The following is a 24,565-nucleotide window of genomic DNA, read 5'->3' as shown; positions in this document are numbered from 1 at the left end:
AGAGGCTCCTTCTAAAGCAGAAGGAGCTTCTTCAAGATAGAAAATGATTCGCGGTAACATAAAAAAGGCCACCGTTAATAATTTGCACTGTAATACGTGGTTCATACTGTTCTTGCAGAGCTTGTTTTTCAATTTCATAGCTCTCAGGAAGTTCGTCACTTTCTTCATAAAAACGGTTTAAAAGGTCTAGATCATGATTCCAACGCACTCTTGCTTCTTTTGCCCACGTATGGTCATCTTCTGCAATTATATTTTTTAAAGCGTCTTCTATGCGTTGTAAACCACTTTGAGGTTTAATGATGGGCGAGAGCGTAAAACAAAAATCAGGTATTTTTGGTGTAAGTTTAATGTTTGTTAATGTTTCATGAAAGTTTGCCATCATTGTTCCAGAAATGAGATGAATGCCAATCGAGTGAAGGATGTCTTTTTTTCGATCACATTGATAGGAAACTTTTATATTAATACCGAGCCAAGGGTGGAGCGGTGTATGTGTTGCCCCATTATGTCTTACATCCTCATATAAACGTATGTAAGAGCCTAATTCTTTTGTCGTTTGGAAAATTTGATGTAGACGTGGTGAACCGTAGTGAATAAGCTCACCATCATTTTCTTCATTTTCTTCATTTTCTGGATTTGTAATAAGAGTAAGGCGCATCGGATTCGGTACGCCTCCTGTTTTCTCAAGATAGTGCCAATAAAAAGGGCGATTCATTAATAATTTATCCATCTCAATTGTTAACTGTACATCTAATAAATGAGGAGAACGTTCTAAAATTTCACAGTTATTCGCCTCAAAGAAATTGTATAAGTAATTATGAATTTCATGTTGCTGCATAGCCTTGCACCTCAGCTTCATTTCGTTTCGCAAAGTCGATAATAGATGTTAAGTTTTCCATCTTAATTCTAATTTCACCTTCGCTTTTTGATTGCGCGAAAATTTCTTGAATGTGCGCGTCGATGTTTTTCATATTAATTCTCGTTAAAATTTCATCGAGTTCACCGATAACACGCTCGAATAAGTTGATTTTTTCATATAACAGTTTCAAAATATGTTCTTCAACAGTATGCTTTGTAGCTAAGTTATAAATATGAACATCATTCTTTTGACCGAGACGGTGAATACGTCCGATTCTTTGCTCAAGACGCATTGGATTCCATGGCAAATCATAATTGATCATATGGCTACAAAACTGTAAGTTAATGCCTTCTCCGCCAGCTTCCGTTGCAATTAACACTTGGGCACGATTTTGGAAAAGTTCCTTCATCCAATCTTTCTTCCCGCGTTTAAATCCGCCGCGGAATGGGACAGAAGAAATACCGTGTTGTTGTAAAAACCATTGTAAGTACATCTGTGATGCTCGGTATTCCGTGAAAATGACGACTTTATCGTCAATTTCTTTTATAAGCTCTAGAGCTTTAGTTGCTTTCGAGTTGAAAGGAATATGATTAATTTTGTCCATTAGCACATCGATATGTGGATCTTTTATATAATGTTCATTTTCTTTCTGTCTTTTTTCTACATGCTTTTTCAATGAATAGTAAACAGCCTCACGACTACTACACGCTTCCCGTTTTAAAGTTAACGATGAGAAAGCAGATGTGAAGGCGTCTTGTCCTCGCCAATTTTCGATATCATTATATAGAGCTTGTTCTTGTTCATTAAACTCAACAAAAATTGTACGTACATGTCTCTTCGGCCAATCGATACCGGTATTATGTCGTCTATTTCGCACCATTACTTTGTTAATGAGAGCTTTTAAGTCTTCATCTGATTCGGCTGAGCGATTTTTGGAAGCGTAATATTCTTCAAAGTTGGATTGATTGCCTAAATGTCCTGGCTTTAATAAAGAAACAAGGTTAAAAATTTCATCAATCTTATTTTGAACAGGAGTAGCGGTTAGTAATAAACAAAACTTCTTTTTTAATCGTTGTGCAAATTCATAGTTTTTTGTTTTATTATTTTTCAGTTTATGTGCTTCATCGATAATAATAAGGTCATATTCTAAGTTCAACACGATATCGCGATGTGGTGAACGTTTCGCAGTATCAATTGATGATACGATTACGTCAGCTTGTTCCCACGAGTAGCTTTTCTTTTGTGCTACAGCGGGAATGAAAAACTTTGTATTCAGCTCGTATGCCCATTGTGATACGAGAGAGGCTGGGACAAGTATAAGTACCTTTTTCACAAGCCCGCGGACCATGTATTCTTTCAAAATAAGTCCAGCTTCGATTGTTTTTCCAAGACCTACTTCATCTGCTAGAATCGCTTTACCATTCATTTGTTCAATCACATTTTGAGCGACTTCTAATTGATGCGGAAGCGGCGTGAAATGGGATAAATGTTTCGGTGCTTGTAGTCCATCAAAAGTAGGAACAAGTAACGATTTTTCTGTTTCATAAGCTAAGTGATATAAATCCCAGTTTGTCCAAGGACCATCTTCATCAATTCTATTTAAAAAATTGTTTTGCCACGTCCGATCTACGGAAATATCGACATTCATTACGACTCTCCCACCTTTTATAAACTAAAGTAATTATTTTTTAATGTATGATGATTTGCCTCAAAAGAAGGCATAATTATCGTTATTAAAGGCTATATGATAGACAATAATAAAGTATTAAATCTCAAAAGCTGTATTTATTGTGTTTTAACATAAAAAATTCTAAATTATTTTTTATGCTAGAATATTGATGAAATATAGCGAATGATGTTAGGATAATGGTGTGAAATGTGTGGAATCTTTCGTATTTTATCCAAGAAAGTGATTTTTTATTTACGCTTTCATAAAAAAATATAATGAGATTCCGTATATCCTATCTTTTCAGAATGAAAATGTTTAGAAAAAGGAAGCAACTTTTATTGATTTGTCAAAGCATAAGGGGGAGAGAGCATGATTACATTACAACGTACACCGTTATTTGATGTATACGCGAAGTATGGTGGGAAAACAATCGACTTCGGTGGTTGGGAATTACCAGTTCAATTTTCAAGCATTAAAGAAGAACACGAAGCTGTACGTACAGCTGCAGGTTTGTTCGACGTGTCTCATATGGGAGAAGTTGAAGTAAAAGGTGTAGATAGTTTAGCATTTTTACAACGTGTTGTTACAAATGACGTATCTACCTTAAAGGTAGGGGGCGCACAATATACAGCTATGTGCTACGAAAATGGTGGTACAGTAGATGATTTATTAATCTACAAACGTGGTGAAGAAGACTATTTATTAGTAATCAATGCATCAAATATAGAGAAAGATTACGAATGGTTAGCAAGTCATGTAATTGGCGATGCGACAGTAGTCAATGTTTCTAGTGAAGTTGCACAGCTTGCAATTCAAGGACCAAAAGCAGAAGGCATTTTACAAAAAGTTGTGTCAGAAGATTTGAAAGAAATTAAGTTCTTTAAATTTAAAAACAATATTCTTGTAGATGGAATTCCAGCACTTGTATCTCGTACAGGTTACACAGGTGAAGATGGATTCGAAATTTACTGTAAGAGTGAAGATGCTGCAAAACTTTGGGAGAAACTTCTTGAAGTTGGAGCAGAAGAGGGCTTAAAAGCATGTGGTTTAGGTGCTCGTGATACACTGCGATTCGAAGCAACATTACCACTTTATGGACAAGAATTATCAAAAGATATTACACCGATTGAGGCTGGAATTGGCTTTGCGGTAAAAACAAATAAAGAAGCAGACTTCTTTGGAAAAGCAACGTTAAAAGAGCAAAAAGAAAACGGTGCGCCTCGTAAATTAGTCGGCATCGAAGTAATCGAACGTGGAATTCCTCGTACGCATTACCCTGTATTTATTGGTGAAGAAAAAATTGGGGAAGTAACGAGTGGTACACAATCTCCAACGTTAAAGAAAAGCATTGGTTTAGCACTAATTGATGTAAAATACGCAGCAGTTGATACAGAAGTAGAAATTGAAATTCGTAATAAACGCGTCAAAGCAGTAGTTGTTCCAACACCATTTTACAAACGTTCAAAGTAACGGGGAGAGGGGTAGATTTCATGTTGCATCGTTATCTTCCAATGACAGAAGAAGACAAAAAAGAAATGTTACAAACGATCGGCGTTCAAACGATCGATGAATTATTCTCTGATATTCCAGAGAGTGTTCGTTTTAAAGGGGATTTAAAAATTAAAGAAGCAAAATCAGAGCCAGAGCTTTTAAAAGAGCTATCTCAAATGGCTAGTAAAAATGCTAACTTAAAAGAATACGCTTCTTTCTTAGGAGCAGGCGTATACGATCATTATGCTCCAGTAATTGTAGATCATGTTATTTCTCGCTCAGAATTTTATACAGCTTACACACCATACCAACCGGAAATTTCACAAGGGGAATTACAAGCAATCTTTGAATTCCAAACAATGATTTGTGAATTAACAGGAATGGATGTAGCAAACTCTTCTATGTATGACGGGGGTACAGCTTTAGCTGAAGCGGCAATGTTAGCAGCTGGCCATACTCGCAAAAAGAAAATTCTTGTATCTAGCGCGGTTCATCCAGAATCAAGAGCAGTACTTGAAACGTATGCAAAAGGTCAAAATCTTGAAGTTGTTGAAATTAATCATAAAGATGGTGTAACAGATTTAGACGTATTAAAAAGTGAAGTAGATGATACAGTTGCTTGTGTAATCGTTCAATATCCAAACTTCTTTGGACAAGTTGAAAAATTAGCTGATATTGAAAAAATCGTTCATCAACAAAAATCATTATTTATCGTTTCTTCAAATCCATTATCATTAGGCGCATTAACACCACCAGGGAAATTTGGTGCTGATATTGTAATCGGTGATGCACAACCATTTGGTATCCCAACGCAGTTTGGTGGACCGCATTGTGGTTACTTTGCAACAACGAAAGCATTTATGCGTAAAATTCCAGGACGTCTTGTTGGACAAACTGTAGATTCAGATGGTAAACGTGGATTTGTATTAACGTTACAAGCACGTGAACAGCATATTCGCCGTGATAAAGCGACATCTAACATTTGTTCAAACCAAGCGTTAAATGCATTAGCAGCTTCTGTTGCAATGACGGCACTTGGCAAACAAGGTGTGAAAGAAATGGCACGTCAAAACATTTCTAAAGCACAATATGCAAAACGTCAATTTGAAGCGAAAGGCTTTACTGTAACATTTGCTGGACCATTCTTCAATGAGTTTGTTGTAGATTGCAAACGTCCAGTGAAAGAAGTAAACGATGCATTATTACAAAAGAATATTATCGGCGGTTACGATCTAGGCCGTGATTATAAAGAGCATGAAAACCATATGCTTGTAGCGGTAACTGAGCTTCGTACGAAAGAGGAAATTGACACACTTGTAAACGAAATGGGGGCTATCCAATGAAGAACCAAGACCAAGCACTTATCTTTGAAGTGACTAAAGAAGGACGCGTAGGATATAGCTTACCCAAATTAGATGTAGAAGAAGTGAAACTAGAAGATGTGTTTGAGAGCGATTATATTCGAGTAGAAGATGCAGAGCTACCAGAAGTATCTGAACTTGATATTATGCGCCACTATACAGCACTTTCAAACCGTAACCACGGTGTTGATTCTGGATTCTATCCACTTGGATCTTGTACGATGAAATATAATCCGAAAATTAATGAGAGTGTAGCTCGTTTCGCAGGATTTGCAAATATTCATCCACTGCAAGATGAAAAGACAGTACAAGGTGCAATGGAATTAATGTACGACTTACAAGAGCATTTAATCGAAATTACAGGTATGGATACTGTTACTTTACAACCAGCAGCTGGTGCACACGGAGAATGGACAGGTTTAATGTTAATTCGTGCATACCATGAAGCAAATGGTGATTTTAACCGTACGAAAGTAATTGTGCCTGACTCTGCTCACGGAACGAATCCAGCATCTGCAACTGTAGCTGGTTTTGAAACAATTACAGTAAAATCAAATGAAAATGGCCTTGTTGATTTAGAAGACTTAAAACGTGTTGTCAATGAAGAAACAGCAGCACTTATGTTAACAAATCCTAATACATTAGGTCTATTTGAAGAAAATATTTTAGAAATGGCAGAAATTGTCCATAATGCAGGCGGTAAATTATACTATGATGGTGCAAACTTAAATGCGGTATTAAGCCAAGCGCGCCCAGGAGATATGGGATTTGACGTTGTGCATTTAAACCTTCATAAAACATTTACAGGTCCTCACGGCGGTGGTGGCCCAGGTTCTGGTCCAGTAGGTGTGAAAGCTGATTTAATTCCGTACTTACCAAAACCGATTTTAGAAAAAACGGAAAATGGTTATCACTTCAACTACGACCGTCCAGAAGCAATTGGTCGTGTGAAGCCATTCTATGGTAACTTCGGAATTAACGTTCGTGCATACACGTATATTCGCTCTATGGGTCCAGATGGCTTGCGTGCAGTAACTGAGTATGCTGTATTAAATGCGAACTATATGATGAGAAGATTAGCGCCATTCTACGATCTTCCATTCGATAGACATTGTAAGCATGAATTTGTATTATCAGGTCGTCGTCAAAAGAAACTTGGCGTACGTACATTAGATATTGCAAAACGTCTGCTTGATTTCGGTTACCATCCACCAACAATTTACTTCCCATTAAATGTGGAAGAATGTATTATGATTGAGCCGACAGAAACAGAATCAAAAGAAACATTAGATGGTTTCATTGATAAGATGATTCAAATCGCTAAAGAAGTAGAAGAAAATCCAGAAGTTGTACAAGAAGCACCGCATACGACAGTCATTAAACGTTTAGACGAAACGATGGCTGCACGTAAACCAGTTTTACGTTATGCAAAGCCAGCTCCTGTACAAGTTTGATTAGAATAACAAAAAAAGAACTCGCTGCGGCGGGTTCTTTTTTTGTATGGAGAATTTGTGCAGAAATAGTGAAGAAAATGTTAAAAAATTATATTTTTTGTTTCCTAATGGTGTAAAGGTGTAGTTTTATAGGTAGTTTTGTTGAAAAAGTCGGTTTGATAAAAGTATTTATTTTTGTTAGAATTTTATTGAAATTAAGAAGATGTGATGAGGCAAAAATTACTCATTTTTATGTATATGTGAAAAAACGAGCAAGACGGGGGTGAAAGTGTGGGATATCGATGTTATAGAATGGTATACCATTTAGAAAATGGAGAAACAATTAAAGATGTAAAAGAATTTTGCTATCGAGACCAAGGGAAAGTGTTAGAAAGAGTAGCAAATCGTGTAATGGATAATAGAGAAGTGACGGCAATTGATAAACAAGGAACAATCATTTCAATAGCATGTGAGGACATTGTAAAGGTGGAACTTGATTACATAACAGAAAGTTAACCTTGAGTCATATCGAATTATTCGATAAAATAAACTGTTGAATGGTGAAGTGAGAAGAGAGGAGTTTATCATGGGTAGTACAAGACACTTTTATATGTTTATCTTAGCGTTTGTTCTTGTTGTGGCATTAACGATTTACTTAATCGTTGACAGCAGCTGGTACAACACAGTTCATCCGGCATTTCTTCTGTTTATGTATATAGGAATTGCAGTAGTAAGTTTCGGAATGAGAGACGAGATGTTAGATCGCTTTGAAAAGTGATACATATACGAAAGACCAACAGGGAAATGTTGGTCTTTTTTTCTTGCCAAAAATAGGATGGTGTGTATATACTGTGTATATAAGATATATACAGTATATACACAAACTGGAGGAAAACATGAATATTATTATTTCGAATTCTTCCCAAGACCCTATTTATGTGCAAATAAGAAAACAATTAAGCCAGCTTATTTTAAATGGTGGTTTAAAGGGTGGAGACCAATTACCGTCTATTCGTAGCTTAGCGAAGGAATTGCAAATTAGTGTAATTACAACGAAGCGTGCGTACGAGGAGCTTGAAAAAGAAGGATATATAGAAACTGTTGCTGGGAAGGGGACTTATGTTTCATGTAAAAATAATGAACTACTAAAAGAACAGCGGCTACGTCTATTGGAAAGTAAGGCTGAAGAAATCGTAAAAGAAAGTAAAGTGTTGCAGCTTTCACTTGAAGAACTGCAGCAGATGATTGCGTGTTTATATAAGGGGGAATAAGAGATGTTAGAGCTAAAAAATGTTTGTAAAAGTTATGAAGATTTCGCAGTGAAAAATATAAGTTTTACATTACCACGAGGATATATTATGGGGTTTGTCGGACCGAATGGTGCTGGGAAAAGTACAACGATCAAAATGATTATGAATTTAATTAGAAAAGATAGCGGCAATATAAAAATTTTTGGCAAAGACAATAAGAAAGCCGAAAAGGACATAAAACAAAATATTGGTTTTGTATATGATGAAAACTATTACTACGAAGATTTAACGTGTGAACAAATGAAACGTATTATTGCACCGTTATATAAAAAGTGGGACGAAAATCAATACCAATCGTATATGCACAGATTGCAAGTTCCAAAGTATAAAAAAATTAAAGAGCTATCTAAAGGGATGAAAATGAAGTTTGCGATTGCAATCGCACTTTCACATCATGCCGAATTCATTATTATGGATGAACCGACAGCAGGATTAGATCCAGTTGTTCGGAGCGAATTACTTGATATGTTGCAAGAAATTGTAATGGAAGATGAAGTATCTGTATTATTCTCAACCCACATTACAACGGATTTAGAACGTATTGCAGATTATATTACGTTTATCAATGACGGAGAAATTATATTTACTGGTGAGAAAGATGAATTGATGGAGAACTACGTAAGCGTAAAGGGAAGTAATGATTTATTGGATCGAGAAGGAAAAGAGCTATTTGTTGGATTACGAAAAAACAAATTTGGTTTTGAAGGTTTAGCGAAGGATAAACAAGCAATTATCGATTGGTTTGGAAATGAGGTTGTAATAGAAAAGCCTACATTAGACGATATCATCGTTTACACTGCGAAAGGGAGAGGTGCTTATGCGTCAGCTCATCTATAAAGATTTGTTCTTTTTTCGGGTTACGTGGTTAGTCTATTTTATTATGCCCCTTGTTTTCTTTGGATTAGAGCCAGATGGTGAATTGTTATTTCCGATGAGTTGCTTACTCATAACGATATCATCTTCTATGATACTAATAGCGATGGATGAAAAAAATAAAAGTGATGTTATTATAAATAGTTTACCTGTTGGACGAAAGGATATCATTATTGCTAGATATATTTCGGGTGTAATATTCATTGTAGGTGGCATGATTTCTACTATGCTAGTTGTTTTTCTTATAAGAGGTATCGCTGTCATTGGTGATATTGGAGCTTATCATCCTAATTTGTATATTGAAATTCCTTGGTATGTAGTAGTCAGAGGTGCTGTATATTCTTTAGTTTATATTACAGCATTATTCCCGAGTTATTATGGAACAAAATCAAAAATAGTACGTGGAATATTTACAGGTGGAGCCGCTGGAATAGGTGTTATTGTTGGAATGTTTATTGGTGACGGAGAAAGCGCTACGGCATCATTCATTGATTGGATTGTGAATCCATTACATCTTGGTGTATTTATAGTTGGATTCATTACATTATTTAGTATTTATATCGCTTCTATGTTTCTTACAATTAAAATTTATGAAACGCGTGATTTATAGAGAGGAGAATTTATATGCAGCAATTGATTTTGAAGGAGTTTTTCTTGCAGAAGAAGATGTTTCCTTTATATTTTTTAATACCTATTTTCTCTGTTTTTAGGAATCTAGTCCAACCAATGGGGATTGCAATAGGGTTATTTATAACATGTAGTACGATTATATCTATTTCTTTTTATTATGAAGAGAAAAGTAAAACAGAAAAAATATTAGTGAGTTTGCCTATAACGAGAACAGAGATAGTTATAGCTAAATATATTGCAAGTTCATTATTTATTATGGCTGGTTTGAGTACAACTTTTATAGTCATAATATTAGGGAATATTCTATTGAACAGAGATATAGTTATGCCTGGATATGCAGTATTTTCAGCAATAGTAGCAACTTTGATTTATTGTGCAGTAACGATACCGACTAATTACATTGGGGGATATAAAGTTATTACTGTCTTGAATTTGATTATGCTTTTTCCTTTAATGGGTATGATTGGTCTTATGTGCAATATTTTTGGTGATAAAACAATTATGTTAAAAGTACTTCACTCTCAAGAGGCTACACAAGCAATGGGTGTTCTTGGTATCGGAGTATTAGTGAGTATATTCGTATCAATGTTCCTCTCAATGAAAATGTTTCAGGAGGCAGAGTTATAGAAGGGACATTTTCATATTAGGAGGTATAATACATGATCAAGCAACTAATTTTAAAAGATTTCATCATTCAATGGAAATTTTTAATTTGGTACATACTGTATCCTGTTTTCTTTTATATAGCCTTAACAGATACGGAAAATCTGTTCATCATTATGTCAGTAATTATTACAATTGGGGCAACAGTAAAAACATTTGAAGCAGATAGTAAAAATGAGAGTGAAGTTATAGTAAATAGTTTACCAATATTGAGAAAACAAATTGTGTATGCGAAATATATAGTAGCAATTATTATTCTTTTTATAAGTGTAACGGTCGGTTGTTTCACGATGGGAATGAAGAGAGGGGTTAACTTATTTGAATTTATTGAAACGACAATAGTTGCTAGTATTAGCTTTATTTTAGTGTATTTAAGCTTTGTATTACCAATATCCTTTTGGCTAGGGTATAAGAAAACTATTTTTATTACGATAGTAATATTCATGGCACCGATAGTTGTTTTAGAAGTTTTGTTTCAAATCAACTTGGAACAAATTCAATTATATAATACCTTGTTATTCATTGGTTCAATATGCATGTTCATAGCATCTATCTTTGTTTCAGTAAAAATATATGAAAAAAAGAGAATTTTAAAAGGTGCCTTAAAAAAGGCACCTTCTTCAATAACGACAATACGAGAGCAGTAGTTTATAAAAAGAAACGCTATTTGGCACATCTTTTGGAGTATGTAATATAAAGCTGAAAACGATGATGAGAATAAGAAATAGGAAAAATAAAAATAGGATTTGTTTATGTATAGAATTTGGCATATTATTCACTCCTTTTTTAGGTAGTCTGTCCAAAAGAAAGGAGTGTATGAAAAATTTTAGGAGGGGAGAATGATGAACAAAAGAAAATGGTTATATAGAATAGGGGTACTTTTCGTTTCAATCGGTCTCATATTAGCAAATTTTTATTCAGACATACCATCACCGTTTCCTAATTTGCATAAAGGGATTGGTATAAGTATTGTCATAGTTGGTCTGTTTTGTCTTATTGCATCTAACTTTTATAGAAAATCTGAATGAATACAAAAAAGGACAGTTACTCTTTTTTAGAAGTACTGTCCTTTTTAAATAACTTATTCCATAGCTTGGCGATACTCCATATAATGACGATTGCAATGGAGGCGATAATGGACCAAACAATCGATATAATTTCAAGTGTCATGTTAGGAAGGAATGTGAGAATGGATAATACTTTATGAAACAATGATTCTATTATATGAAAACTTATTTGTAATAGAATGACAATCCCGAGTGTAATCCATGCTAACAGTTGATTCCCTTTTTCTTTCCACATGACATTCACCTCACGTTAGCTTAATAGTTTTAAGCCAACAGCGCCGCATAAAATGCAGCTTAAGAAAGCAAGACGACGCCAATCCGCTGATTCTCGGAAAATGAGAATGCCTAGAAGTGCACTTCCAGCAGTTCCGATTCCAGTCCAAATCGCGTAAGCAGTTCCCATCGGTAACGTGTTCATCGCAAGAGATAAGAAGAAGAAGCTTACGCCGAAGTTAGCGATTAAAATAACTTTTGGTGCCCAGCCTTTCTTTTCAGTGGCTACTTTCATAAAGAGTACACCAATAATTTCACAAATACCAGCTAGAATTAAAAATACCCAAGCCATTTTATGCAGCCTCCTGCGTTTCTTTTTCTTCTGTTACTCGTTTTAGACCAATTACTCCGAAGAAGATTAAACCGATTAATAAAACTTTTACAATAGAGAAAGGTTCTCCGAAGATGAAAATCTCTGTAAGAACGATTCCGCCAGCTCCGATTCCTGTGAAGACTGCATATACAGTGCCGACAGGTAAATCTTTATAAGCTCTAAATAATAAGACGAAACTAATTGTAATTAATAGAGCAACACCAGCCCACTCAAGTGGTGCCTCCGCTTTTTTTAGTCCAATCACCCAAAAGATTTCAATAATACCAGCGATGATTACATAAATCCATGCCATATGTCATTTCTCCTTCCTACCAGTCGTTAGGTAAAGTGCTTAAAAACGACGCATTGCAAAGGAGCAATCCGTCAGTTTGAAAGTCCACGCCAAAATACTTTCCAAGAAGCGTCTAAACGTGTCTCAAAACGATTTAAACCTGCGTATAATAGTTCAACCATAAGACCATCGAGTAAGCATAGAAAAGCCTCTAAGGCGTCTTTTACTTCAATGTTATGCAGCTCATCTTGTTCGCTTGCTCTTTTAAATACAGGGAATAAAAGTTTTCCGACGTTTTCAATGTGTACATTTGCTTTATCAATAATTTGTTCGCGAAATGCATCAGGCGGAAAATAAGAAGTTCGTAACCAAAACATTGATTCTTCACTTTCACCAAATCGTTTTGCATAGCCTTTTAATAATTTTAAAAGCAATTCTTCAGTGGACGAATTGGAAAAGCTTTCGATATCGCCTGTGAAGCTCTGCAAATCTTTTTGAAGAGCAGATTCTAAGCATATGAAATATAGCTCTTCTTTTCCTTTAAAGTGTGCGTAAATCGATGGTTTTTTAATCCCAACTTCTTGAGCAATATTTGCCAATGAAGTTCCTTCATAGCCGTAGCGTGCAAAATGAGAAAGTGCTACAGCTTTAATGCGGTTTGCTGTCATTTTCATCCCCTACCTACCGTTCGTTAGGTTAATTATATGAGATGAAAAATATAATGTCAATAGGTGAAGAGCTGAAAAAGAGCATTATAGGTAACGCTCTTTTTAGACAGTCTCTCGCTTAATTAAATGGAATGAAAGCTCTTTTGCACTGCCGACAATTTGCTCGCTTTGAATCTGCTTATGGAATAAAGAAAAAGCATGTGAGCCCATTGCGAGACCGGGATGTTCAATTGTGGAAATTTCTAATGCCTTTGAAATTTCATGATTATCAAATCCAAGGATAGCAAGGTCTTCAGGTACTCGGATGCCATGTTTTCGAGCCTCTGTTAATAAACCAGCTGCAACTTGATCGTTCGCTGTGAAAATAGCAGTTGGACGATTTTTCATATTTAAAATACGATGGAGTATTTGTGCTCCGTCCTGCATTGTATAGCATTGGTGGAAAATCCATTCAGGATGCAACGTCTTCCCTTCGTTACAAAGTGTATCGGCGAACGCCTTTTCACGCTCCATGGAATTTACACTTGTTTTTCTCGCTAAACAAATTCCGATCTTTTCATGGCCTTTACTTAGTAAATAGGTAGTACCGAGACGAAAGCCTTCATAATGATCTACGTAGATGGATGAAATGAGGGGATGGTTCATTTTTTCACATGAAATAATAGGGGCAAATTTTGCGAAAGGTTCGATTTGTTCCCAAGAGCTCGTCCGGGAGCAAATAATCATCCCATCAAATTGTTTCATTTTCATCATTTCAAGAACACGAATTTCTTCAAGGCTATCGTAATTTGTTTGGCATAAATTAATGTGATACCCAGCTAATAATGCTTCGTTACCAATTCCTTCAATAATGGTACTGAAGTAGGGGAGGTTAATGAAAGGGAGCATAACGCCAATTGTATATGTTTTCCCTCTTATTAAATGGACAGCATTTATATTTTTTGCGTAGTTTAATTCTTCAACAGCATCTAGAACACGCTTACGCTTTTCTTCTTTTACGTAAGGGTGATTATTCAGGACACGAGAAACAGTTGATATCGATACACCAGCAGTTTTAGCAATTTGTTTTATATTGGCCATATGTATCACCTCTTTCTCTTATTATAAAGGGAAAATAATAAGAAAGAAAAAATCTTGACCTGAAAAGCTTTTCACAAACTATGGTATTAATAAGACTTCTTTTTATTCGCGTAACCTTTTCACTTGGGCGTAAGAATGATAGGGGTCTTTTTTGTTTGCAAAAAGTGTTGTCAAAATGTGTGAGAATAACGTGGAAAGTTTTCAAAGGTGTAGTTTGGTGACAAAGCGAATATGAAGAGCATATAAAGTGAAACTTTAATCAGTGGGCGCCATCCCCCACTGATTATTAGCCGGCACTAATCGGGCCGTTAGTGCGGGATCAACGCTTCGTTCGTTAAGAGAGCGGTATGAAAGGGCGGAAACAAATTGAAAAAAAGAATCATTTGTTTCGTGTTTTCTAGTTTTGTACTTAGTTCGTGTTCGTTTCAGCAAACGATACAAGAAGAAAAACACTTTGTGGGAACAACAGGAGGAGCTATGGATCGTGTTACGGATCCTATTCCGCTAAAGGAAATTCCAAAATATTTTCCGGTGAAGTTTAAAGTTCCAACGTTTTTACCGTACGACATTATAAGTGATGTAAAGGGTGAAGTAAGAACGCTTGGGAAAAAGAAGGCTGTCTTAACGATTAAATATAAACAGCAGGAGCAAGGTAGAAATGAGTATATTGAGTTAAATGTCGCGAACTTTCCTTATAGTTTTCCGGATTTCGTGGAAGAGAAGCGATTTCAAGAACAAATGAAACTAAATAATGGAAGGTCTGCTTATTTTAAAAATAAAGATGATTATGAACGTGGTGACGAATTTGCTACGCTTCTATGGAAAGAGAAAGGAATTGAATATCAGCTATTGTATCGGAATGTAGAAGAGAGCGATAAAGACACGATTAAGCAAAATTTATTATACATTGCGAATAAGATGAAATGAAAAAACTAGCTGATTTATTCAGCTAGTTTTTTGTATGTTATTATTTCTTTTTAATTTTGCCTGTCCAAGATTTAAATCCACCTTGTAATTGGTAGAAATCTTTGTAGCCTTGTTTTTTTAAGTATTGCGCTGCACGACCTGTACGGAATCCGCTTTGGCAATATAAGTAAACAGGTTGATCTTGACGAAGTTCTTTATGGCGAAGGCGAATTTGTGATAACGGAATGTTACGTGCACCTAAAATGTGCCCTGCGTTATATTCATCTGTTTCACGAATATCGATAAGCTGTGCTTTACGGTAGCCAGCGCGAAATTCTTCTTCTGTAAGAGTTTTAATTAATTTTTTCTGATAGAAGTACATCCATACAGTGTAGCCGATGAATGCTACGATTACGGCTAATAAAATAATCCAAGTTGTTGACACGATGCTATCGCTCCCTTTTTTCTTATCCTACTTTCAATATTATAATGCCCATATGTATTTATGCAACAGAATCATTTGCATATAAGAAGAAATTTCGTATTCTTTCACAAATTTTGTCGAATTTGGTAGACTAGAGAATGTGAAAAATACTTGGTTATATGAGGTGCAGGATGGGAAAAGAAAAATGGTGTTATATTAACTCTGGTCAATGTTCACCGGCATTTAATATGGCGTTAGATGAATGTTTATTAAATTGGCAAAGTGAAAAGAAAATGCCACCAACAATTCGTTTTTATGAATGGGAAGTACCAACATTAACAGTTGGATATTTTCAACGTGTTGAAAAAGATATTAATATGGATGTAGTTAACGAAAAGAAATATGGATTCGTTCGTCGTCAAACAGGCGGCAGGGGTGTACTACATGACAAAGAGTTAACGTATAGTGTTATTGTGTCTGAAGATCATCCGAATATGCCGAAAACAGTTACAGAAGCGTATCGTGTTATTTCGCAAGGCTTATTAGATGGTTTTAAGGCATTAGGGCTAGAAGCATATTATGCAGTTCCAAAAACAGAAGCAGATCGTGAAAATTTAAAAAATCCACGTTCAGGCGTATGTTTTGATGCACCATCTTGGTATGAAATTGTAGTGGAAGGAAGAAAAATTGCTGGTAGTGCTCAAACACGTCAAAAAGGTGTTATTTTACAGCATGGATCGATTCCATTAGAAATTGATTTAGATAAACTATATGATCTATTTTTATTCCCAAATGAACGTGTGAAGGAACGTATGAAAAGTATGTTTTCTTCTAAAGCGGTAGCAATTAATGAATTAACAGACCGTACATTTACGATAGAACAGTTAATTAAAGCGTTTGAAATTGGGTTTGAAAAAGGATTGGATGTAGAACTTGTTCCATATGAATTAACAGAAGAACAGTTACATGAAGTTCAAACGTTAGCGAAAGAGAAGTATGAAAGTAATGAGTGGAATTATAAAAAATAAGAGATGGCAATTGCCACCTCTTATTTTTTTATAGTAAATTAAGTACTTTTTCTACTTTGATTCCTTTATCTTGTAAAGAACGAAGGCGACTTACAACGTCCATAATTTCTTTGTCAAATGTAACGCTAATACCTTGGCTTTGTAGTTCTTCTTTTAAGCTTTCAATAGAATCATCTATGTCGATGCCAAGCTCGTAATCTTGACAAACTTCAATTGTCTTTTTCACGAGTTTAACATAATTTTCTTGTAGTTTTGAATTTGTTTCAGTCAAAGCAGGCTGCTTCGGTTTTGCAGGAGCAACCGGTGCTGTTTCTTGCTTTGTAACTGGAGTAGGGACTACTTTTTTCACAGGTGCTGGAGTAGTTAGTTCTACAGCCGCTTCTACACTTACTGGCTTCGGTGTCGGTACCGGAGTAGGCTTAGGTGCCATAGCAGGTGTTTCCACACGCGTAACAGGCTTAGGAGCGGGTGGAATTGCTTTTGGAGCTTCTACAACTACTTCTTTTTTCGGCGCTGCTTCTACCTGTGTTTCTTCTTGCTCGGCAGCGTCTTTATTTTCTTTACTCCACATAACGCGTTCAATTTCTAGAGAAACATTGTTTTTGTTCATCGCTGTTAATGTAACTTTACCAACTTCAGCGTTTCCAGTGAAATCAACAATTTTATAAATAACACTCTTGTTCCAATCCACGTTTCCGCTCAAAAATAATTCTTCGTTACATTTCGGCGTTAAGCCCTCGATTTTAATTTCTGCGTTTACACCGTTTTCACTATATACCATAATTAGCGAAGCATTTACATCTTCGTCTGCTAACATTAGTTCACGTACCATTTTGCCGGTGCGTACTTGCGTTTTCTTCTTAACTGACATCTAATTTCTCCTCTCAAAAATTCAGTAATAATAAAAAAATCGTATAACGAAAAATAATTGCTCACGAAGATTTATGATACCGATAATAAAAGCATCACGTCAACAATTAACTTTAATTATTTTGCATTTTTCTTATTTTCTTTATGAAATTTTTCAATTTGTAAAATTAGACAGAAGAAAAACAGCCTTTTGAAGGGCTGTTAAAAATTTGATTTTTTGTATAGTAATTTATATAAAATAAAAAATAAGATAGCAATTAAGGCACTTTGCCAAAAGTTTAGATGGTAAATGAGATAAGGTTGCTTTTGGAAATAAATATTTAAGAATACAGCGGAACAAAATGGAGTAGCAAATGCGAATCCAAATAGAATTCTTCTTTTCCAATTCATTTTCTGATCAAAGGAGTAACGCTTTAATAAATATAAAATAAATAGTATACCTAGTATAATTATTGAAACAGACAAAGTAGTTCCAAGGATGCTAAAAGGCGGACTTGATAATGTATTGTTTTTTTCAAAGAGAAACATAAAAAATGAAATAATTGCATTTATGCCAAACTGTATAGCAAGAAGTAAGCTAATAGAAAATCCAATTAAAGAAGTTTTTTCTAACTTTGTTTGAGTTGGTAAAGCTGATATAAGTTCATCGCAATAAGATTGTAAATTATCTCCAAAGATGTCATAAGCGTTTTTATTTTCTGCTTGTGCTTCGATGAGGTGATCTAATATTTCTAGTAACAGTTCCTCCATTTGTTGCTCGGGTACGTTTGATATTCGAAGATATACTAACATATCACCATAAGCAGCCTCGTTTTCGGAAGTTAGAAGCTCACGTTTTTTATTATTCAATTCAATCATGTCTTGTGCATTCATCCCTATCACTCCCCCTGTAATAAGTTATTTACCGTAGTAGAAACCATTCCCCAGCTTTGTTTAAATTCTTCAAGTTGTTCTAACCCTTTATCGGTTACGTGATAATATTTTCGCTTTGGACCGAGTGAGGAAGCTTTTAATGTTCCTTCAATCAATTTTTCTTTTTGCATACGTAACAATAACGGATATATGCTTCCTTCGCTTACGAATGTAAAGCCGTGCTTATTTAATTTTGTACTCAGTTCATATCCGTACACTTCTTCTTGTGAAATAATGTATAGGATGCAACCTTCGAGCACACCTTTTAACATTTGGCTGTGCATGATTTCACCACCTTTTATTTAGGTAACTTGCGTTGCAAGGTAGCTGTTATCCAAATTATAACATTCAGTAACTTGCAAAGCAAGTTACTGAAGTGGAAAACTTTAATGCGTGTTAATTTTTCAATGCTTCCCATACTAACGAGAGGAGGGAAGCATATGAAACCATTTATGCCAAAACTCGTTTACTTTGAACCAAAGGCACTTGAATATCCACTTGGAAAAGAGCTTTATGAGAAGTTTACGAAGATGGGATTAGAAATTCGTGAAACGACATCACATAATCAAATTAGAAATTTGCCAGGAGAAAATGATTTGCAAAAGTATCGTAATGCAAAGGCTACACTTGTCGTTGGAGTGAGGAAGACGCTAAAGTTTGATACGTCAAAACCGTCAGCTGAATATGCAATTCCGCTCGCAACAGGGTGTATGGGACATTGTCATTATTGCTATTTGCAAACGACACTTGGGAGTAAGCCTTACGTTCGTGTGTATGTCAATCTTGATGAAATATTTGAGAAGGCAAAGCAATATATGGATGAAAGGGCACCTGAAATAACAAGATTTGAAGCAGCGTGTACATCAGACATTGTTGGAATTGATCATTTAACACATGCATTAAAGCGGGCGATTGAATTCATTGGAGAAAGTGAATATGGGCGCTTACGTTTCGTCACGAAATATTCGCACGTTGATCATTTATTAGATGCAAAGCATAATGGGAAAACTCGTTTTCGATTTAGTATAAATTCACGATATGTAATTAAAAATTTTGAACCAGGGACATCGCCGTTTGAGGAGCGAATAGAGGCTGCACGTAAAGTAGCAGGTGCGGGTTATCCACTTGGATTTATAGTTGCGCCGCTTTATATGCATGAAGGGTGGGAAGAAGGATACCGTGAACTATTTGAGCGACTGTACAATGCACTAAAAGATTTATCGATACCAAATTTAACATTTGAATTAATTCAACATCGCTTTACAAAACCGGCAAAAAAGGTCATTCAAGAGCGTTATCCGAAGACGAAACTTGAAATGGATGAAGAGAAGCGTAAATATAAATGGGGACGATACGGCATCGGAAAATACGTATATAAAAAAGATGAAGCAGCAGTATTGGAAGAAACGATAAGAGGTTATATAAATGAGTTTTTTCCTAATGCAGAAATACAATACTTTACTTAAGGGGAGTCTGTATGCAAATACAGATTCTTTTTTGTTTTATATATTTAGGCTCGTTTCCACCTTGTCACGTTATTCTTTCTGGTGTATCATTTTATTGATTGCTTCGTACGGAATAAGCAAAATGAACTTGGATGGAGGAAACCGATGCCTACCCCTAGTATGGAAGATTATATTGAACAAATTTATTTGTTGATTGATGAAAAGGGTTATGCCCGCGTATCTGATATTGCTGAAGCGCTTAGTGTACATCCATCCTCTGTAACAAAAATGGTGCAAAAATTAGACAAAGATGAATATCTAATTTATGAAAAATATAGAGGGCTTGTATTAACAACAAAAGGTAAAAAAATCGGAGAACGTCTCGTATATCGTCATGACTTGCTAGAGCAATTTATGCGTATTATCGGTGTGGATGAAGGTAAAATTTACAATGATGTAGAAGGAATTGAGCATCATTTAAGTTGGGAAGCGATTGATCGCATTGGTGATTTAGTGGAATACTTTGAACAAGATGCAGTCCGAGTGGAAACACTTCGCGGTGTTCAAAGAGCAAATGAAGAGAAAAGTAATTAAGGGGAACGTATGGCGTTTCCTTTTTTATTTCAATTCGAAAAGGATGGGAGAATTATGAAAGCAATTATTTTTGATTTTGATGGATTAATTGTGGACACAGAAACGATATGGTTTCACTCTTTCAGAGATGCTGTTCGTGAATACGGCGAAGAACTACCTTTAGAGGAATTTGCGAAATGCATTGGAACAACAGATGAGGTACTTTATGCATATTTAAATGATCAATTAAAAGAGAAGTTTAACAAAAGTGCATTAAAAGAAAAAGTGGCAACTTTACATAAAGAGAAAATGAAAATACCAAAAGCTCGTGACGGGGTAAAAGAATATTTAGAAGAAGCGAAAGAAATGGGATTAAAAATCGCACTAGCTTCTAGTTCGTCTAGAGAATGGGTTATTCATTTTTTAGAAGAGCTACAGATTCGAGATTATTTTGAAGTTATTAAAACGAGAGAAGATGTTGAGAAGGTAAAACCAGATCCAGCTCTTTATCGAATTGCAATAGAAGAATTAGGAATTAAGCCGTCTGAAGCTGTTGTGTTTGAAGATTCATTAAATGGATTGAGAGCAGCAATTGCAGCGGGATTAACGTGCGTTGTGGTACCTAATGATGTGACACGGAATTTACCATTTGAAAATCATCATCTTCGAATTGAAAGTATGAGAGAGAAAAGTTTAAAAGAAGTGCTTCAAAGTATAAAAAAAGACCGTATTTCCTAAAAGGAAGCACGGTCTTTCTTTTTGCTTTTTTTGCCTTCAATGACAGTTAAATGAGACTGTTTTCTTTTTCGTTTCAAAGTGGAAGAATTCCCTTTTTTACTTTTGTCATTAGAAGTATTTGACTTAAAGAAAGAATTGCCTAGGGGTGCTACATTTTGTTTCCCATGTTTGCGGTTCGATTGTTTTGCCGCACGCTTATATGAGCTTTGCGAATTTGCAGAACCACTGGAATTTGTAAACATCTTGTATAGCAAGTAAAAGATACCGACAACAAGTAACATGTACCCGATATTTCTTAATACACCCATGGGATTTGTAATAACAGATGAAACAAGGCCGAATATTGCCAATCCGATAATAAGCACAAATATAGCGAAAGTAAACGAACGACCGTTCATAAGGGACACCTCCTAAAAACGTATATTAAAATTAGTATATTAACGATGAGGAAAGGAGTTGAACACCATTTTTAAATAATTATTGTTTGTTCTCTAAACGTAATAATTCTTCAAACGATGCAATTGCTACTTCCACTTGATCATCTGTTGGTTCTTTCGTTGTTAATAGTTGTAGCCATAATCCAGGATATCCAAGTACGCGTAATACGGGAATATCTCGTAATCGATTTGTAAATTGCAATACTTCAAAAGAAATACCAAGTACAACTGGAATTAATAAAATTCTGTTTATAACTCGTGCCCAAAGAGGATCTGTAGGGACTAGGAAATAAACGAACATTCCAATAATGACTGTAAATATAATAAAGCTACTGCCGCATCTATAATGGAGACGAGTTTGCTTTTGAACGTTTTCTACAGTCAGAGGAAGGTCATTCTCATAAGCATTGATTACCTTATGCTCTGCACCGTGATACTGAAATACCCGCTTAATAAGTGGGGTTAAAGAAATAAAGTATATATAGCTCAATAATAGCATGAGCTTAATGACACTTTCGACAATGATTTGCCCAGTATGAGATGGGAAAATCGGTCTTGTTAATTCAGCTAATAGTGCAGGAACTGCTGTGAAAATGACTTTACCGAATATGAAAGATAAAACGCCAACAGCTGCAACTCCTAATACCATCGTTAATTTTGATTGTTCTTCTTTTTTATTAGCAATTTGTTCATCATCTTCTGGGTGGACGTCAAATCGTTCAGAAGCGAAGTTTAAATGCTTTGCTCCATTCGCACTTGCATCCACAATAGCGGCAATCCCTCGTAAAAATGGAATTTTTTTTAGGATAGATAATACTTTATTACGAACGCGTGGTAATCGATAAAATTCAATCGATTTATCTTTACGACGAACCGCTGTAACAGTATATTCTCTACCGCCAAACATAACTCCTTCTATGACCGCTTGCCCGCCATATATTTGTTTTGACTCTTCTGCCATGTTAACACCAACCTGTATTTGTTTCTCTCTTATGTAGAAAAAGAGGCAATTGTCATACTGGGTTCTGTCGTTTTGAAATAAGACAATCACCGAGTTTCCTTTATTTTATCGGCAAATACAAGTAGATGACAAGGGAAAATATTATGAGAGTCGGACATTTCTTATTCTTTTTATAGACAAATTTCGCAGGATTTAAACATGCTTCAAAATAGTTTCGGGCATACTATTGAGCGGAGGTGTCGATGTGAGTCAAGAACAATTAGGAACAAGGAATTTTGTGCAGATCGGTTTGTTTGGTGGAATCTTTTGGGGCGGGATATGGTATTTCCTTCATATATTTTCATTCACGGAGGCGGGACCGAATTATTTCCTTTTACCATTTGCGTTTGGAAGTTGGAAAGAGGGGGTATGGGGCAATGTGTCCGGAATAGTGTGTATGGGACTTCTTTCAATTTTGATTGCCTTTTTATATAAAGCATTTTTTGCAAAGTTTGAAGGGATTATTGCGGGAATTATTTATGGGCTATTTTGGTGGGCATTACTGTTTTTGGGGATGGGTTTAATGGCTCCTGTTATTAAAAGTGCGCTCCATTTGCCAAAAGAGACAATTGTAACGACAATATGTATTTTTATATTATATGGTGTGTTTATAGCATATTCTGTTTCTTATGCAGTAAATAGCAATAAAGTAGAACAAGAAGGGCAAGAGAAGACGAACTATTCAAATAAGTAACTCCTATGTTAAAATATTGTATAGATATTAATATTAAGGAGTTTTAAGAATATGAAAAAGTTACTCCTCGTAAACGGTCCTAACCTAAATCGCCTCGGTGTTCGTGAGGTAAATGTATATGGAAAGGGCACGCTAGCGACACTTGAAGCAGATATGAAGCAAGAAGCAGAAACAATGGGAGTGGAGTTAGAATGTTTCCAATCGAATCATGAAGGTGCCATTATCGACATTATTCATGAAGCGGAAGATATATATGAAGGGATCATTTTAAATCCGGGAGCATTTACGCATTATAGCTATGCGATTCGTGATGCCATTGCGAGCATTTCGATTCCTGTTATTGAAGTACATATTTCTAACATTCATCAGCGTGAATCATTCCGTCATGAATCTGTGACGGCAGCTGTTTGTGCAGGTCAAATTGTAGGATTTGGTTTTTATGGCTATAAGTTAGCGTTATTTGCATTAATGGAGAAATTGAGGGGGGCATAGAGTAATGGAGAAAATTGAAGGATTACGAAGTGCATTTGATGAGGCTGGCATTGACGGTATTTTGTTAACAAATGAACATAGTCGTAGATATATGGCTAACTTCACAGGAACAGCAGGCGTTGTTCTTATTTCAAAAGATCGTGCTCAATTTATTACAGATTTCCGTTACGTCGAGCAGGCAAGTAAACAAGCGGTTGGATATGAGGTTGTACAGCACGCAGGATTGATCATTGATGAAGTGGCAAAGCAAGTGAAAGAGCTTGGAATTCAAAAACTTGGTTTTGAGCAAGATACTCTTACATATAGTTCTTATTCAGTGCATAAGGAAGCGATTGATGCTGAATTTATCCCGACTTCTGGACTTGTAGAAAAGTTACGCTTGATAAAGACTGATTCAGAGATTAAGATATTAAAGGAAGCTGCACAGATTGCAGATGCTGCCTTTGAGCATATTCTATCATTCATTCGCCCGGGAGTATCTGAAATTGAAGTGTCAAATGAACTTGAATTTTTCATGAGAAAACAAGGAGCAACATCTTCTTCGTTTGATATTATCGTTGCTTCAGGTCTTCGTTCGGCATTACCGCACGGCGTGGCATCTGAAAAAGTGATAGAAACAGGAGATTTCGTTACATTAGACTTCGGCGCTTATTACAAAGGATATTGCTCTGATATTACTCGTACGATTGCAGTCGGTGAACCATCTGATAAATTAAAAGAAATTTATAATATCGTTTTAGAAGCACAACTACGTGGTGTGAACGGTATTAAAGCTGGTTTAACAGGTCGCGAGGCTGATGCGCTAACGCGTGACTACATAACGGAAAAAGGATATGGTGAATACTTTGGACACACTACTGGTCATGGAATAGGTCTTGAACTCCATGAAGCACCAGGTTTAGCGTTCCGTTCTGATACAGTACTTGAACCAGGTATGGCTGTAACAGTAGAGCCAGGTATTTATATTCCAGGTATTGGCGGCGTACGTATTGAAGATGATATCATTGTGACAAGTGAAGGTAATGAAGTAATTACGAAATCACCAAAAGAACTTATTATTTTGTAAT

The 24,565-nt window shown here is 35.7% G+C and carries 32 protein-coding genes; 19 read left to right on the top strand and 13 right to left on the bottom strand.

Annotated features, from left to right (window positions below; translation table 11 throughout):
• Positions 1-31 precede the first annotated feature (31 nt).
• The gene (locus MR167_RS15725) at positions 32-835 is read right to left on the bottom strand and encodes a YqhG family protein (RefSeq protein ID WP_001183974.1); all 804 of its coding nucleotides are present in this window, start codon (positions 833-835) and stop codon (positions 32-34) included.
• The gene (locus MR167_RS15720; protein WP_001100040.1) at positions 822-2,504 is read right to left on the bottom strand and encodes a DEAD/DEAH box helicase; all 1,683 of its coding nucleotides are present in this window, start codon (positions 2,502-2,504) and stop codon (positions 822-824) included. Before MR167_RS15720 ends, MR167_RS15725 begins: the two co-directional genes overlap by 14 nt.
• Before the next feature lie 390 nt (positions 2,505-2,894).
• On the opposite strand from MR167_RS15720, the gene gcvT reads away from it, so the two are divergent.
• The 11 genes from gcvT (at position 2,895) to MR167_RS15665 (ending at position 11,314) form a co-directional block, all read left to right on the top strand.
• Positions 2,895-3,995 (top strand): glycine cleavage system aminomethyltransferase GcvT, encoded by a 1,101-nt coding sequence (gene gcvT, locus MR167_RS15715; RefSeq protein WP_000631776.1) that lies wholly within the window; start codon positions 2,895-2,897, stop codon positions 3,993-3,995.
• 20 nt (positions 3,996-4,015) lie between these two features.
• Positions 4,016-5,359, top strand: coding sequence for an aminomethyl-transferring glycine dehydrogenase subunit 1 (gene gcvPA, locus MR167_RS15710; RefSeq protein ID WP_242314962.1), 1,344 nt, complete (start codon positions 4,016-4,018; stop codon positions 5,357-5,359).
• A complete protein-coding gene (gene gcvPB / locus MR167_RS15705; protein WP_000795712.1) occupies positions 5,356-6,831 on the top strand; it encodes an aminomethyl-transferring glycine dehydrogenase subunit 2 in 1,476 nt (491 codons plus the stop codon). Before gcvPA ends, gcvPB begins: the two co-directional genes overlap by 4 nt.
• 291 nt (positions 6,832-7,122) lie before the next feature.
• Positions 7,123-7,326 (top strand): DUF3929 family protein, encoded by a 204-nt coding sequence (locus tag MR167_RS15700; RefSeq protein WP_000262496.1) that lies wholly within the window; start codon positions 7,123-7,125, stop codon positions 7,324-7,326.
• A 70-nt stretch (positions 7,327-7,396) separates the two neighbouring features.
• The gene (locus MR167_RS15695; protein ID WP_000535933.1) at positions 7,397-7,588 is read left to right on the top strand and encodes a hypothetical protein; all 192 of its coding nucleotides are present in this window, start codon (positions 7,397-7,399) and stop codon (positions 7,586-7,588) included.
• Positions 7,589-7,706: 118 nt separating this feature from the next.
• Positions 7,707-8,081, top strand: coding sequence for a GntR family transcriptional regulator (locus MR167_RS15690; protein WP_001021345.1), 375 nt, complete (start codon positions 7,707-7,709; stop codon positions 8,079-8,081).
• Between the two features lie 3 nt (positions 8,082-8,084).
• On the top strand, positions 8,085-8,957 hold the full coding sequence (locus tag MR167_RS15685; protein ID WP_000891299.1) for an ABC transporter ATP-binding protein: 873 nt from the start codon (positions 8,085-8,087) through the stop codon (positions 8,955-8,957).
• Positions 8,938-9,603: an ABC-2 transporter permease gene (locus MR167_RS15680; protein ID WP_001249441.1), complete on the top strand. Its 666-nt coding sequence runs from the start codon at positions 8,938-8,940 to the stop codon at positions 9,601-9,603. Before MR167_RS15685 ends, MR167_RS15680 begins: the two co-directional genes overlap by 20 nt.
• Positions 9,604-9,617: 14 nt before the next feature.
• Positions 9,618-10,250 (top strand): ABC-2 transporter permease, encoded by a 633-nt coding sequence (locus MR167_RS15675; RefSeq protein WP_001186571.1) that lies wholly within the window; start codon positions 9,618-9,620, stop codon positions 10,248-10,250.
• A gap of 32 nt (positions 10,251-10,282) precedes the next feature.
• Positions 10,283-10,933, top strand: a complete 651-nt coding sequence (locus tag MR167_RS15670) for an ABC-2 transporter permease (RefSeq protein ID WP_242314960.1) — start codon at positions 10,283-10,285, stop codon at positions 10,931-10,933.
• A 192-nt stretch (positions 10,934-11,125) separates the two neighbouring features.
• Positions 11,126-11,314, top strand: coding sequence for a hypothetical protein (locus MR167_RS15665; protein ID WP_002082175.1), 189 nt, complete (start codon positions 11,126-11,128; stop codon positions 11,312-11,314).
• Positions 11,315-11,330: 16 nt separating this feature from the next.
• Here MR167_RS15665 and MR167_RS15660 read toward each other — a convergent pair whose 3' ends face one another.
• From MR167_RS15660 to MR167_RS15640, 5 genes are all read right to left on the bottom strand, one after another.
• Positions 11,331-11,588 (bottom strand): DUF3975 family protein, encoded by a 258-nt coding sequence (locus tag MR167_RS15660; protein ID WP_000265402.1) that lies wholly within the window; start codon positions 11,586-11,588, stop codon positions 11,331-11,333.
• A gap of 15 nt (positions 11,589-11,603) precedes the next feature.
• The gene (locus tag MR167_RS15655; RefSeq protein WP_000312623.1) at positions 11,604-11,918 is read right to left on the bottom strand and encodes a DMT family transporter; all 315 of its coding nucleotides are present in this window, start codon (positions 11,916-11,918) and stop codon (positions 11,604-11,606) included.
• A gap of 1 nt (position 11,919) precedes the next feature.
• Entirely contained in the window at positions 11,920-12,252 is a 333-nt protein-coding gene (locus MR167_RS15650) for a DMT family transporter (RefSeq protein WP_242314958.1), read from the bottom strand.
• A gap of 71 nt (positions 12,253-12,323) precedes the next feature.
• Positions 12,324-12,905 carry a TetR/AcrR family transcriptional regulator gene (locus MR167_RS15645; protein ID WP_002082177.1) on the bottom strand — a complete coding sequence of 194 codons (582 nt, stop codon included), beginning with the start codon at positions 12,903-12,905 and terminating at the stop codon, positions 12,324-12,326.
• Positions 12,906-13,001: 96 nt separating this feature from the next.
• On the bottom strand, positions 13,002-13,979 hold the full coding sequence (locus MR167_RS15640; protein ID WP_001273990.1) for a LacI family DNA-binding transcriptional regulator: 978 nt from the start codon (positions 13,977-13,979) through the stop codon (positions 13,002-13,004).
• A 390-nt stretch (positions 13,980-14,369) separates the two neighbouring features.
• Here MR167_RS15640 and MR167_RS15635 point away from each other — a divergent pair, with 390 nt between their 5' ends.
• A complete protein-coding gene (locus tag MR167_RS15635) occupies positions 14,370-14,906 on the top strand; it encodes a DNA polymerase III subunit delta (protein WP_242314969.1) in 537 nt (178 codons plus the stop codon).
• 40 nt (positions 14,907-14,946) lie between these two features.
• Here the strand turns inward: MR167_RS15635 and MR167_RS15630 are convergent, their stop codons facing one another.
• Positions 14,947-15,330, bottom strand: coding sequence for a rhodanese-like domain-containing protein (locus tag MR167_RS15630; protein ID WP_000108654.1), 384 nt, complete (start codon positions 15,328-15,330; stop codon positions 14,947-14,949).
• Between the two features lie 170 nt (positions 15,331-15,500).
• Between MR167_RS15630 and MR167_RS15625 the strand changes: the two genes are divergently transcribed.
• Positions 15,501-16,337 carry a lipoate--protein ligase family protein gene (locus MR167_RS15625; RefSeq protein WP_242314957.1) on the top strand — a complete coding sequence of 279 codons (837 nt, stop codon included), beginning with the start codon at positions 15,501-15,503 and terminating at the stop codon, positions 16,335-16,337.
• A gap of 28 nt (positions 16,338-16,365) precedes the next feature.
• Here MR167_RS15625 and MR167_RS15620 read toward each other — a convergent pair whose 3' ends face one another.
• The 3 genes from MR167_RS15620 to MR167_RS15610 all read right to left on the bottom strand — a co-directional run bounded on the left by MR167_RS15620 (position 16,366) and on the right by MR167_RS15610 (position 18,403).
• A complete protein-coding gene (locus MR167_RS15620) occupies positions 16,366-17,208 on the bottom strand; it encodes a hypothetical protein (protein WP_000111891.1) in 843 nt (280 codons plus the stop codon).
• A gap of 200 nt (positions 17,209-17,408) precedes the next feature.
• The gene (locus tag MR167_RS15615; protein ID WP_000993585.1) at positions 17,409-18,080 is read right to left on the bottom strand and encodes a DUF1129 family protein; all 672 of its coding nucleotides are present in this window, start codon (positions 18,078-18,080) and stop codon (positions 17,409-17,411) included.
• A 5-nt stretch (positions 18,081-18,085) separates the two neighbouring features.
• Complete coding sequence (locus tag MR167_RS15610) at positions 18,086-18,403, bottom strand: PadR family transcriptional regulator (protein WP_000556083.1); 318 nt, start codon at positions 18,401-18,403, stop codon at positions 18,086-18,088.
• A gap of 156 nt (positions 18,404-18,559) precedes the next feature.
• Between MR167_RS15610 and splB the strand changes: the two genes are divergently transcribed.
• From splB to MR167_RS15595, 3 genes are all read left to right on the top strand, one after another.
• On the top strand, positions 18,560-19,585 hold the full coding sequence (splB, locus tag MR167_RS15605; protein ID WP_000802106.1) for a spore photoproduct lyase: 1,026 nt from the start codon (positions 18,560-18,562) through the stop codon (positions 19,583-19,585).
• A 144-nt stretch (positions 19,586-19,729) separates the two neighbouring features.
• On the top strand, positions 19,730-20,158 hold the full coding sequence (gene mntR, locus MR167_RS15600) for a transcriptional regulator MntR (RefSeq protein ID WP_001143081.1): 429 nt from the start codon (positions 19,730-19,732) through the stop codon (positions 20,156-20,158).
• Between the two features lie 54 nt (positions 20,159-20,212).
• On the top strand, positions 20,213-20,875 hold the full coding sequence (locus MR167_RS15595) for an HAD family hydrolase (RefSeq protein ID WP_014894887.1): 663 nt from the start codon (positions 20,213-20,215) through the stop codon (positions 20,873-20,875).
• Here the strand turns inward: MR167_RS15595 and MR167_RS15590 are convergent.
• Both MR167_RS15590 and MR167_RS15585 read right to left on the bottom strand, forming a co-directional pair.
• On the bottom strand, positions 20,872-21,273 hold the full coding sequence (locus MR167_RS15590) for an SA1362 family protein (protein ID WP_001014463.1): 402 nt from the start codon (positions 21,271-21,273) through the stop codon (positions 20,872-20,874). The two genes, MR167_RS15595 and MR167_RS15590, sit on opposite strands and share 4 nt — an antisense overlap.
• Positions 21,274-21,352: 79 nt before the next feature.
• Entirely contained in the window at positions 21,353-22,273 is a 921-nt protein-coding gene (locus tag MR167_RS15585) for a DUF1385 domain-containing protein (protein ID WP_000807119.1), read from the bottom strand.
• A gap of 244 nt (positions 22,274-22,517) precedes the next feature.
• Here MR167_RS15585 and MR167_RS15580 point away from each other — a divergent pair, with 244 nt between their 5' ends.
• The 3 genes from MR167_RS15580 to pepQ are packed head-to-tail and all read left to right on the top strand — an operon-like array spanning position 22,518 to position 24,564.
• The gene (locus MR167_RS15580; protein ID WP_000076885.1) at positions 22,518-23,006 is read left to right on the top strand and encodes a YqhR family membrane protein; all 489 of its coding nucleotides are present in this window, start codon (positions 22,518-22,520) and stop codon (positions 23,004-23,006) included.
• A gap of 51 nt (positions 23,007-23,057) precedes the next feature.
• Positions 23,058-23,498, top strand: coding sequence for a type II 3-dehydroquinate dehydratase (gene aroQ / locus MR167_RS15575; protein ID WP_000735141.1), 441 nt, complete (start codon positions 23,058-23,060; stop codon positions 23,496-23,498).
• Between the two features lie 4 nt (positions 23,499-23,502).
• Positions 23,503-24,564, top strand: coding sequence for a Xaa-Pro dipeptidase (gene pepQ / locus MR167_RS15570; RefSeq protein WP_000411021.1), 1,062 nt, complete (start codon positions 23,503-23,505; stop codon positions 24,562-24,564).
• The last annotated feature ends 1 nt before the right edge of the window (position 24,565 follow it).

This window comes from Bacillus cereus group sp. BfR-BA-01355 (assembly GCF_022663675.1).
GTDB classification, from domain to species: Bacteria; Bacillota; Bacilli; order Bacillales; family Bacillaceae_G; genus Bacillus_A; species Bacillus_A thuringiensis_S.
This window is presented reverse-complemented; position numbering and strand designations above follow the sequence as displayed.

What these genes read in the sequence shown, in the direction of transcription:
- MR167_RS15660 (WP_000265402.1), bottom strand. Translation starts at nt 11,588, where the DNA reads ATGTGGAAAGAAAAAGGGAATCAACTGTTAGCATGGATTACACTCGGG.
- MR167_RS15585 (WP_000807119.1), bottom strand. Translation starts at nt 22,273, where the DNA reads ATGGCAGAAGAGTCAAAACAAATATATGGCGGGCAAGCGGTCATAGAA.
- gcvPA (WP_242314962.1), top strand. Translation starts at nt 4,016, where the DNA reads ATGTTGCATCGTTATCTTCCAATGACAGAAGAAGACAAAAAAGAAATG.
- MR167_RS15675 (WP_001186571.1), top strand. Translation starts at nt 9,618, where the DNA reads ATGCAGCAATTGATTTTGAAGGAGTTTTTCTTGCAGAAGAAGATGTTT.
- MR167_RS15700 (WP_000262496.1), top strand. Translation starts at nt 7,123, where the DNA reads ATGGTATACCATTTAGAAAATGGAGAAACAATTAAAGATGTAAAAGAA.
- MR167_RS15680 (WP_001249441.1), top strand. Translation starts at nt 8,938, where the DNA reads ATGCGTCAGCTCATCTATAAAGATTTGTTCTTTTTTCGGGTTACGTGG.
- MR167_RS15685 (WP_000891299.1), top strand. Translation starts at nt 8,085, where the DNA reads ATGTTAGAGCTAAAAAATGTTTGTAAAAGTTATGAAGATTTCGCAGTG.
- MR167_RS15610 (WP_000556083.1), bottom strand. Translation starts at nt 18,403, where the DNA reads ATGCACAGCCAAATGTTAAAAGGTGTGCTCGAAGGTTGCATCCTATAC.
- MR167_RS15595 (WP_014894887.1), top strand. Translation starts at nt 20,213, where the DNA reads ATGAAAGCAATTATTTTTGATTTTGATGGATTAATTGTGGACACAGAA.
- MR167_RS15620 (WP_000111891.1), bottom strand. Translation starts at nt 17,208, where the DNA reads ATGTCAGTTAAGAAGAAAACGCAAGTACGCACCGGCAAAATGGTACGT.
- MR167_RS15590 (WP_001014463.1), bottom strand. Translation starts at nt 21,273, where the DNA reads ATGAACGGTCGTTCGTTTACTTTCGCTATATTTGTGCTTATTATCGGA.
- MR167_RS15655 (WP_000312623.1), bottom strand. Translation starts at nt 11,918, where the DNA reads ATGGCTTGGGTATTTTTAATTCTAGCTGGTATTTGTGAAATTATTGGT.
- MR167_RS15725 (WP_001183974.1), bottom strand. Translation starts at nt 835, where the DNA reads ATGCAGCAACATGAAATTCATAATTACTTATACAATTTCTTTGAGGCG.
- pepQ (WP_000411021.1), top strand. Translation starts at nt 23,503, where the DNA reads ATGGAGAAAATTGAAGGATTACGAAGTGCATTTGATGAGGCTGGCATT.
- MR167_RS15615 (WP_000993585.1), bottom strand. Translation starts at nt 18,080, where the DNA reads ATGAATGCACAAGACATGATTGAATTGAATAATAAAAAACGTGAGCTT.
- MR167_RS15690 (WP_001021345.1), top strand. Translation starts at nt 7,707, where the DNA reads ATGAATATTATTATTTCGAATTCTTCCCAAGACCCTATTTATGTGCAA.
- splB (WP_000802106.1), top strand. Translation starts at nt 18,560, where the DNA reads ATGAAACCATTTATGCCAAAACTCGTTTACTTTGAACCAAAGGCACTT.
- MR167_RS15695 (WP_000535933.1), top strand. Translation starts at nt 7,397, where the DNA reads ATGGGTAGTACAAGACACTTTTATATGTTTATCTTAGCGTTTGTTCTT.
- MR167_RS15665 (WP_002082175.1), top strand. Translation starts at nt 11,126, where the DNA reads ATGATGAACAAAAGAAAATGGTTATATAGAATAGGGGTACTTTTCGTT.
- gcvPB (WP_000795712.1), top strand. Translation starts at nt 5,356, where the DNA reads ATGAAGAACCAAGACCAAGCACTTATCTTTGAAGTGACTAAAGAAGGA.
- mntR (WP_001143081.1), top strand. Translation starts at nt 19,730, where the DNA reads ATGCCTACCCCTAGTATGGAAGATTATATTGAACAAATTTATTTGTTG.
- MR167_RS15670 (WP_242314960.1), top strand. Translation starts at nt 10,283, where the DNA reads ATGATCAAGCAACTAATTTTAAAAGATTTCATCATTCAATGGAAATTT.
- aroQ (WP_000735141.1), top strand. Translation starts at nt 23,058, where the DNA reads ATGAAAAAGTTACTCCTCGTAAACGGTCCTAACCTAAATCGCCTCGGT.
- MR167_RS15625 (WP_242314957.1), top strand. Translation starts at nt 15,501, where the DNA reads ATGGGAAAAGAAAAATGGTGTTATATTAACTCTGGTCAATGTTCACCG.
- MR167_RS15640 (WP_001273990.1), bottom strand. Translation starts at nt 13,979, where the DNA reads ATGGCCAATATAAAACAAATTGCTAAAACTGCTGGTGTATCGATATCA.
- MR167_RS15650 (WP_242314958.1), bottom strand. Translation starts at nt 12,252, where the DNA reads ATGGCATGGATTTATGTAATCATCGCTGGTATTATTGAAATCTTTTGG.
- gcvT (WP_000631776.1), top strand. Translation starts at nt 2,895, where the DNA reads ATGATTACATTACAACGTACACCGTTATTTGATGTATACGCGAAGTAT.
- MR167_RS15720 (WP_001100040.1), bottom strand. Translation starts at nt 2,504, where the DNA reads ATGAATGTCGATATTTCCGTAGATCGGACGTGGCAAAACAATTTTTTA.
- MR167_RS15645 (WP_002082177.1), bottom strand. Translation starts at nt 12,905, where the DNA reads ATGAAAATGACAGCAAACCGCATTAAAGCTGTAGCACTTTCTCATTTT.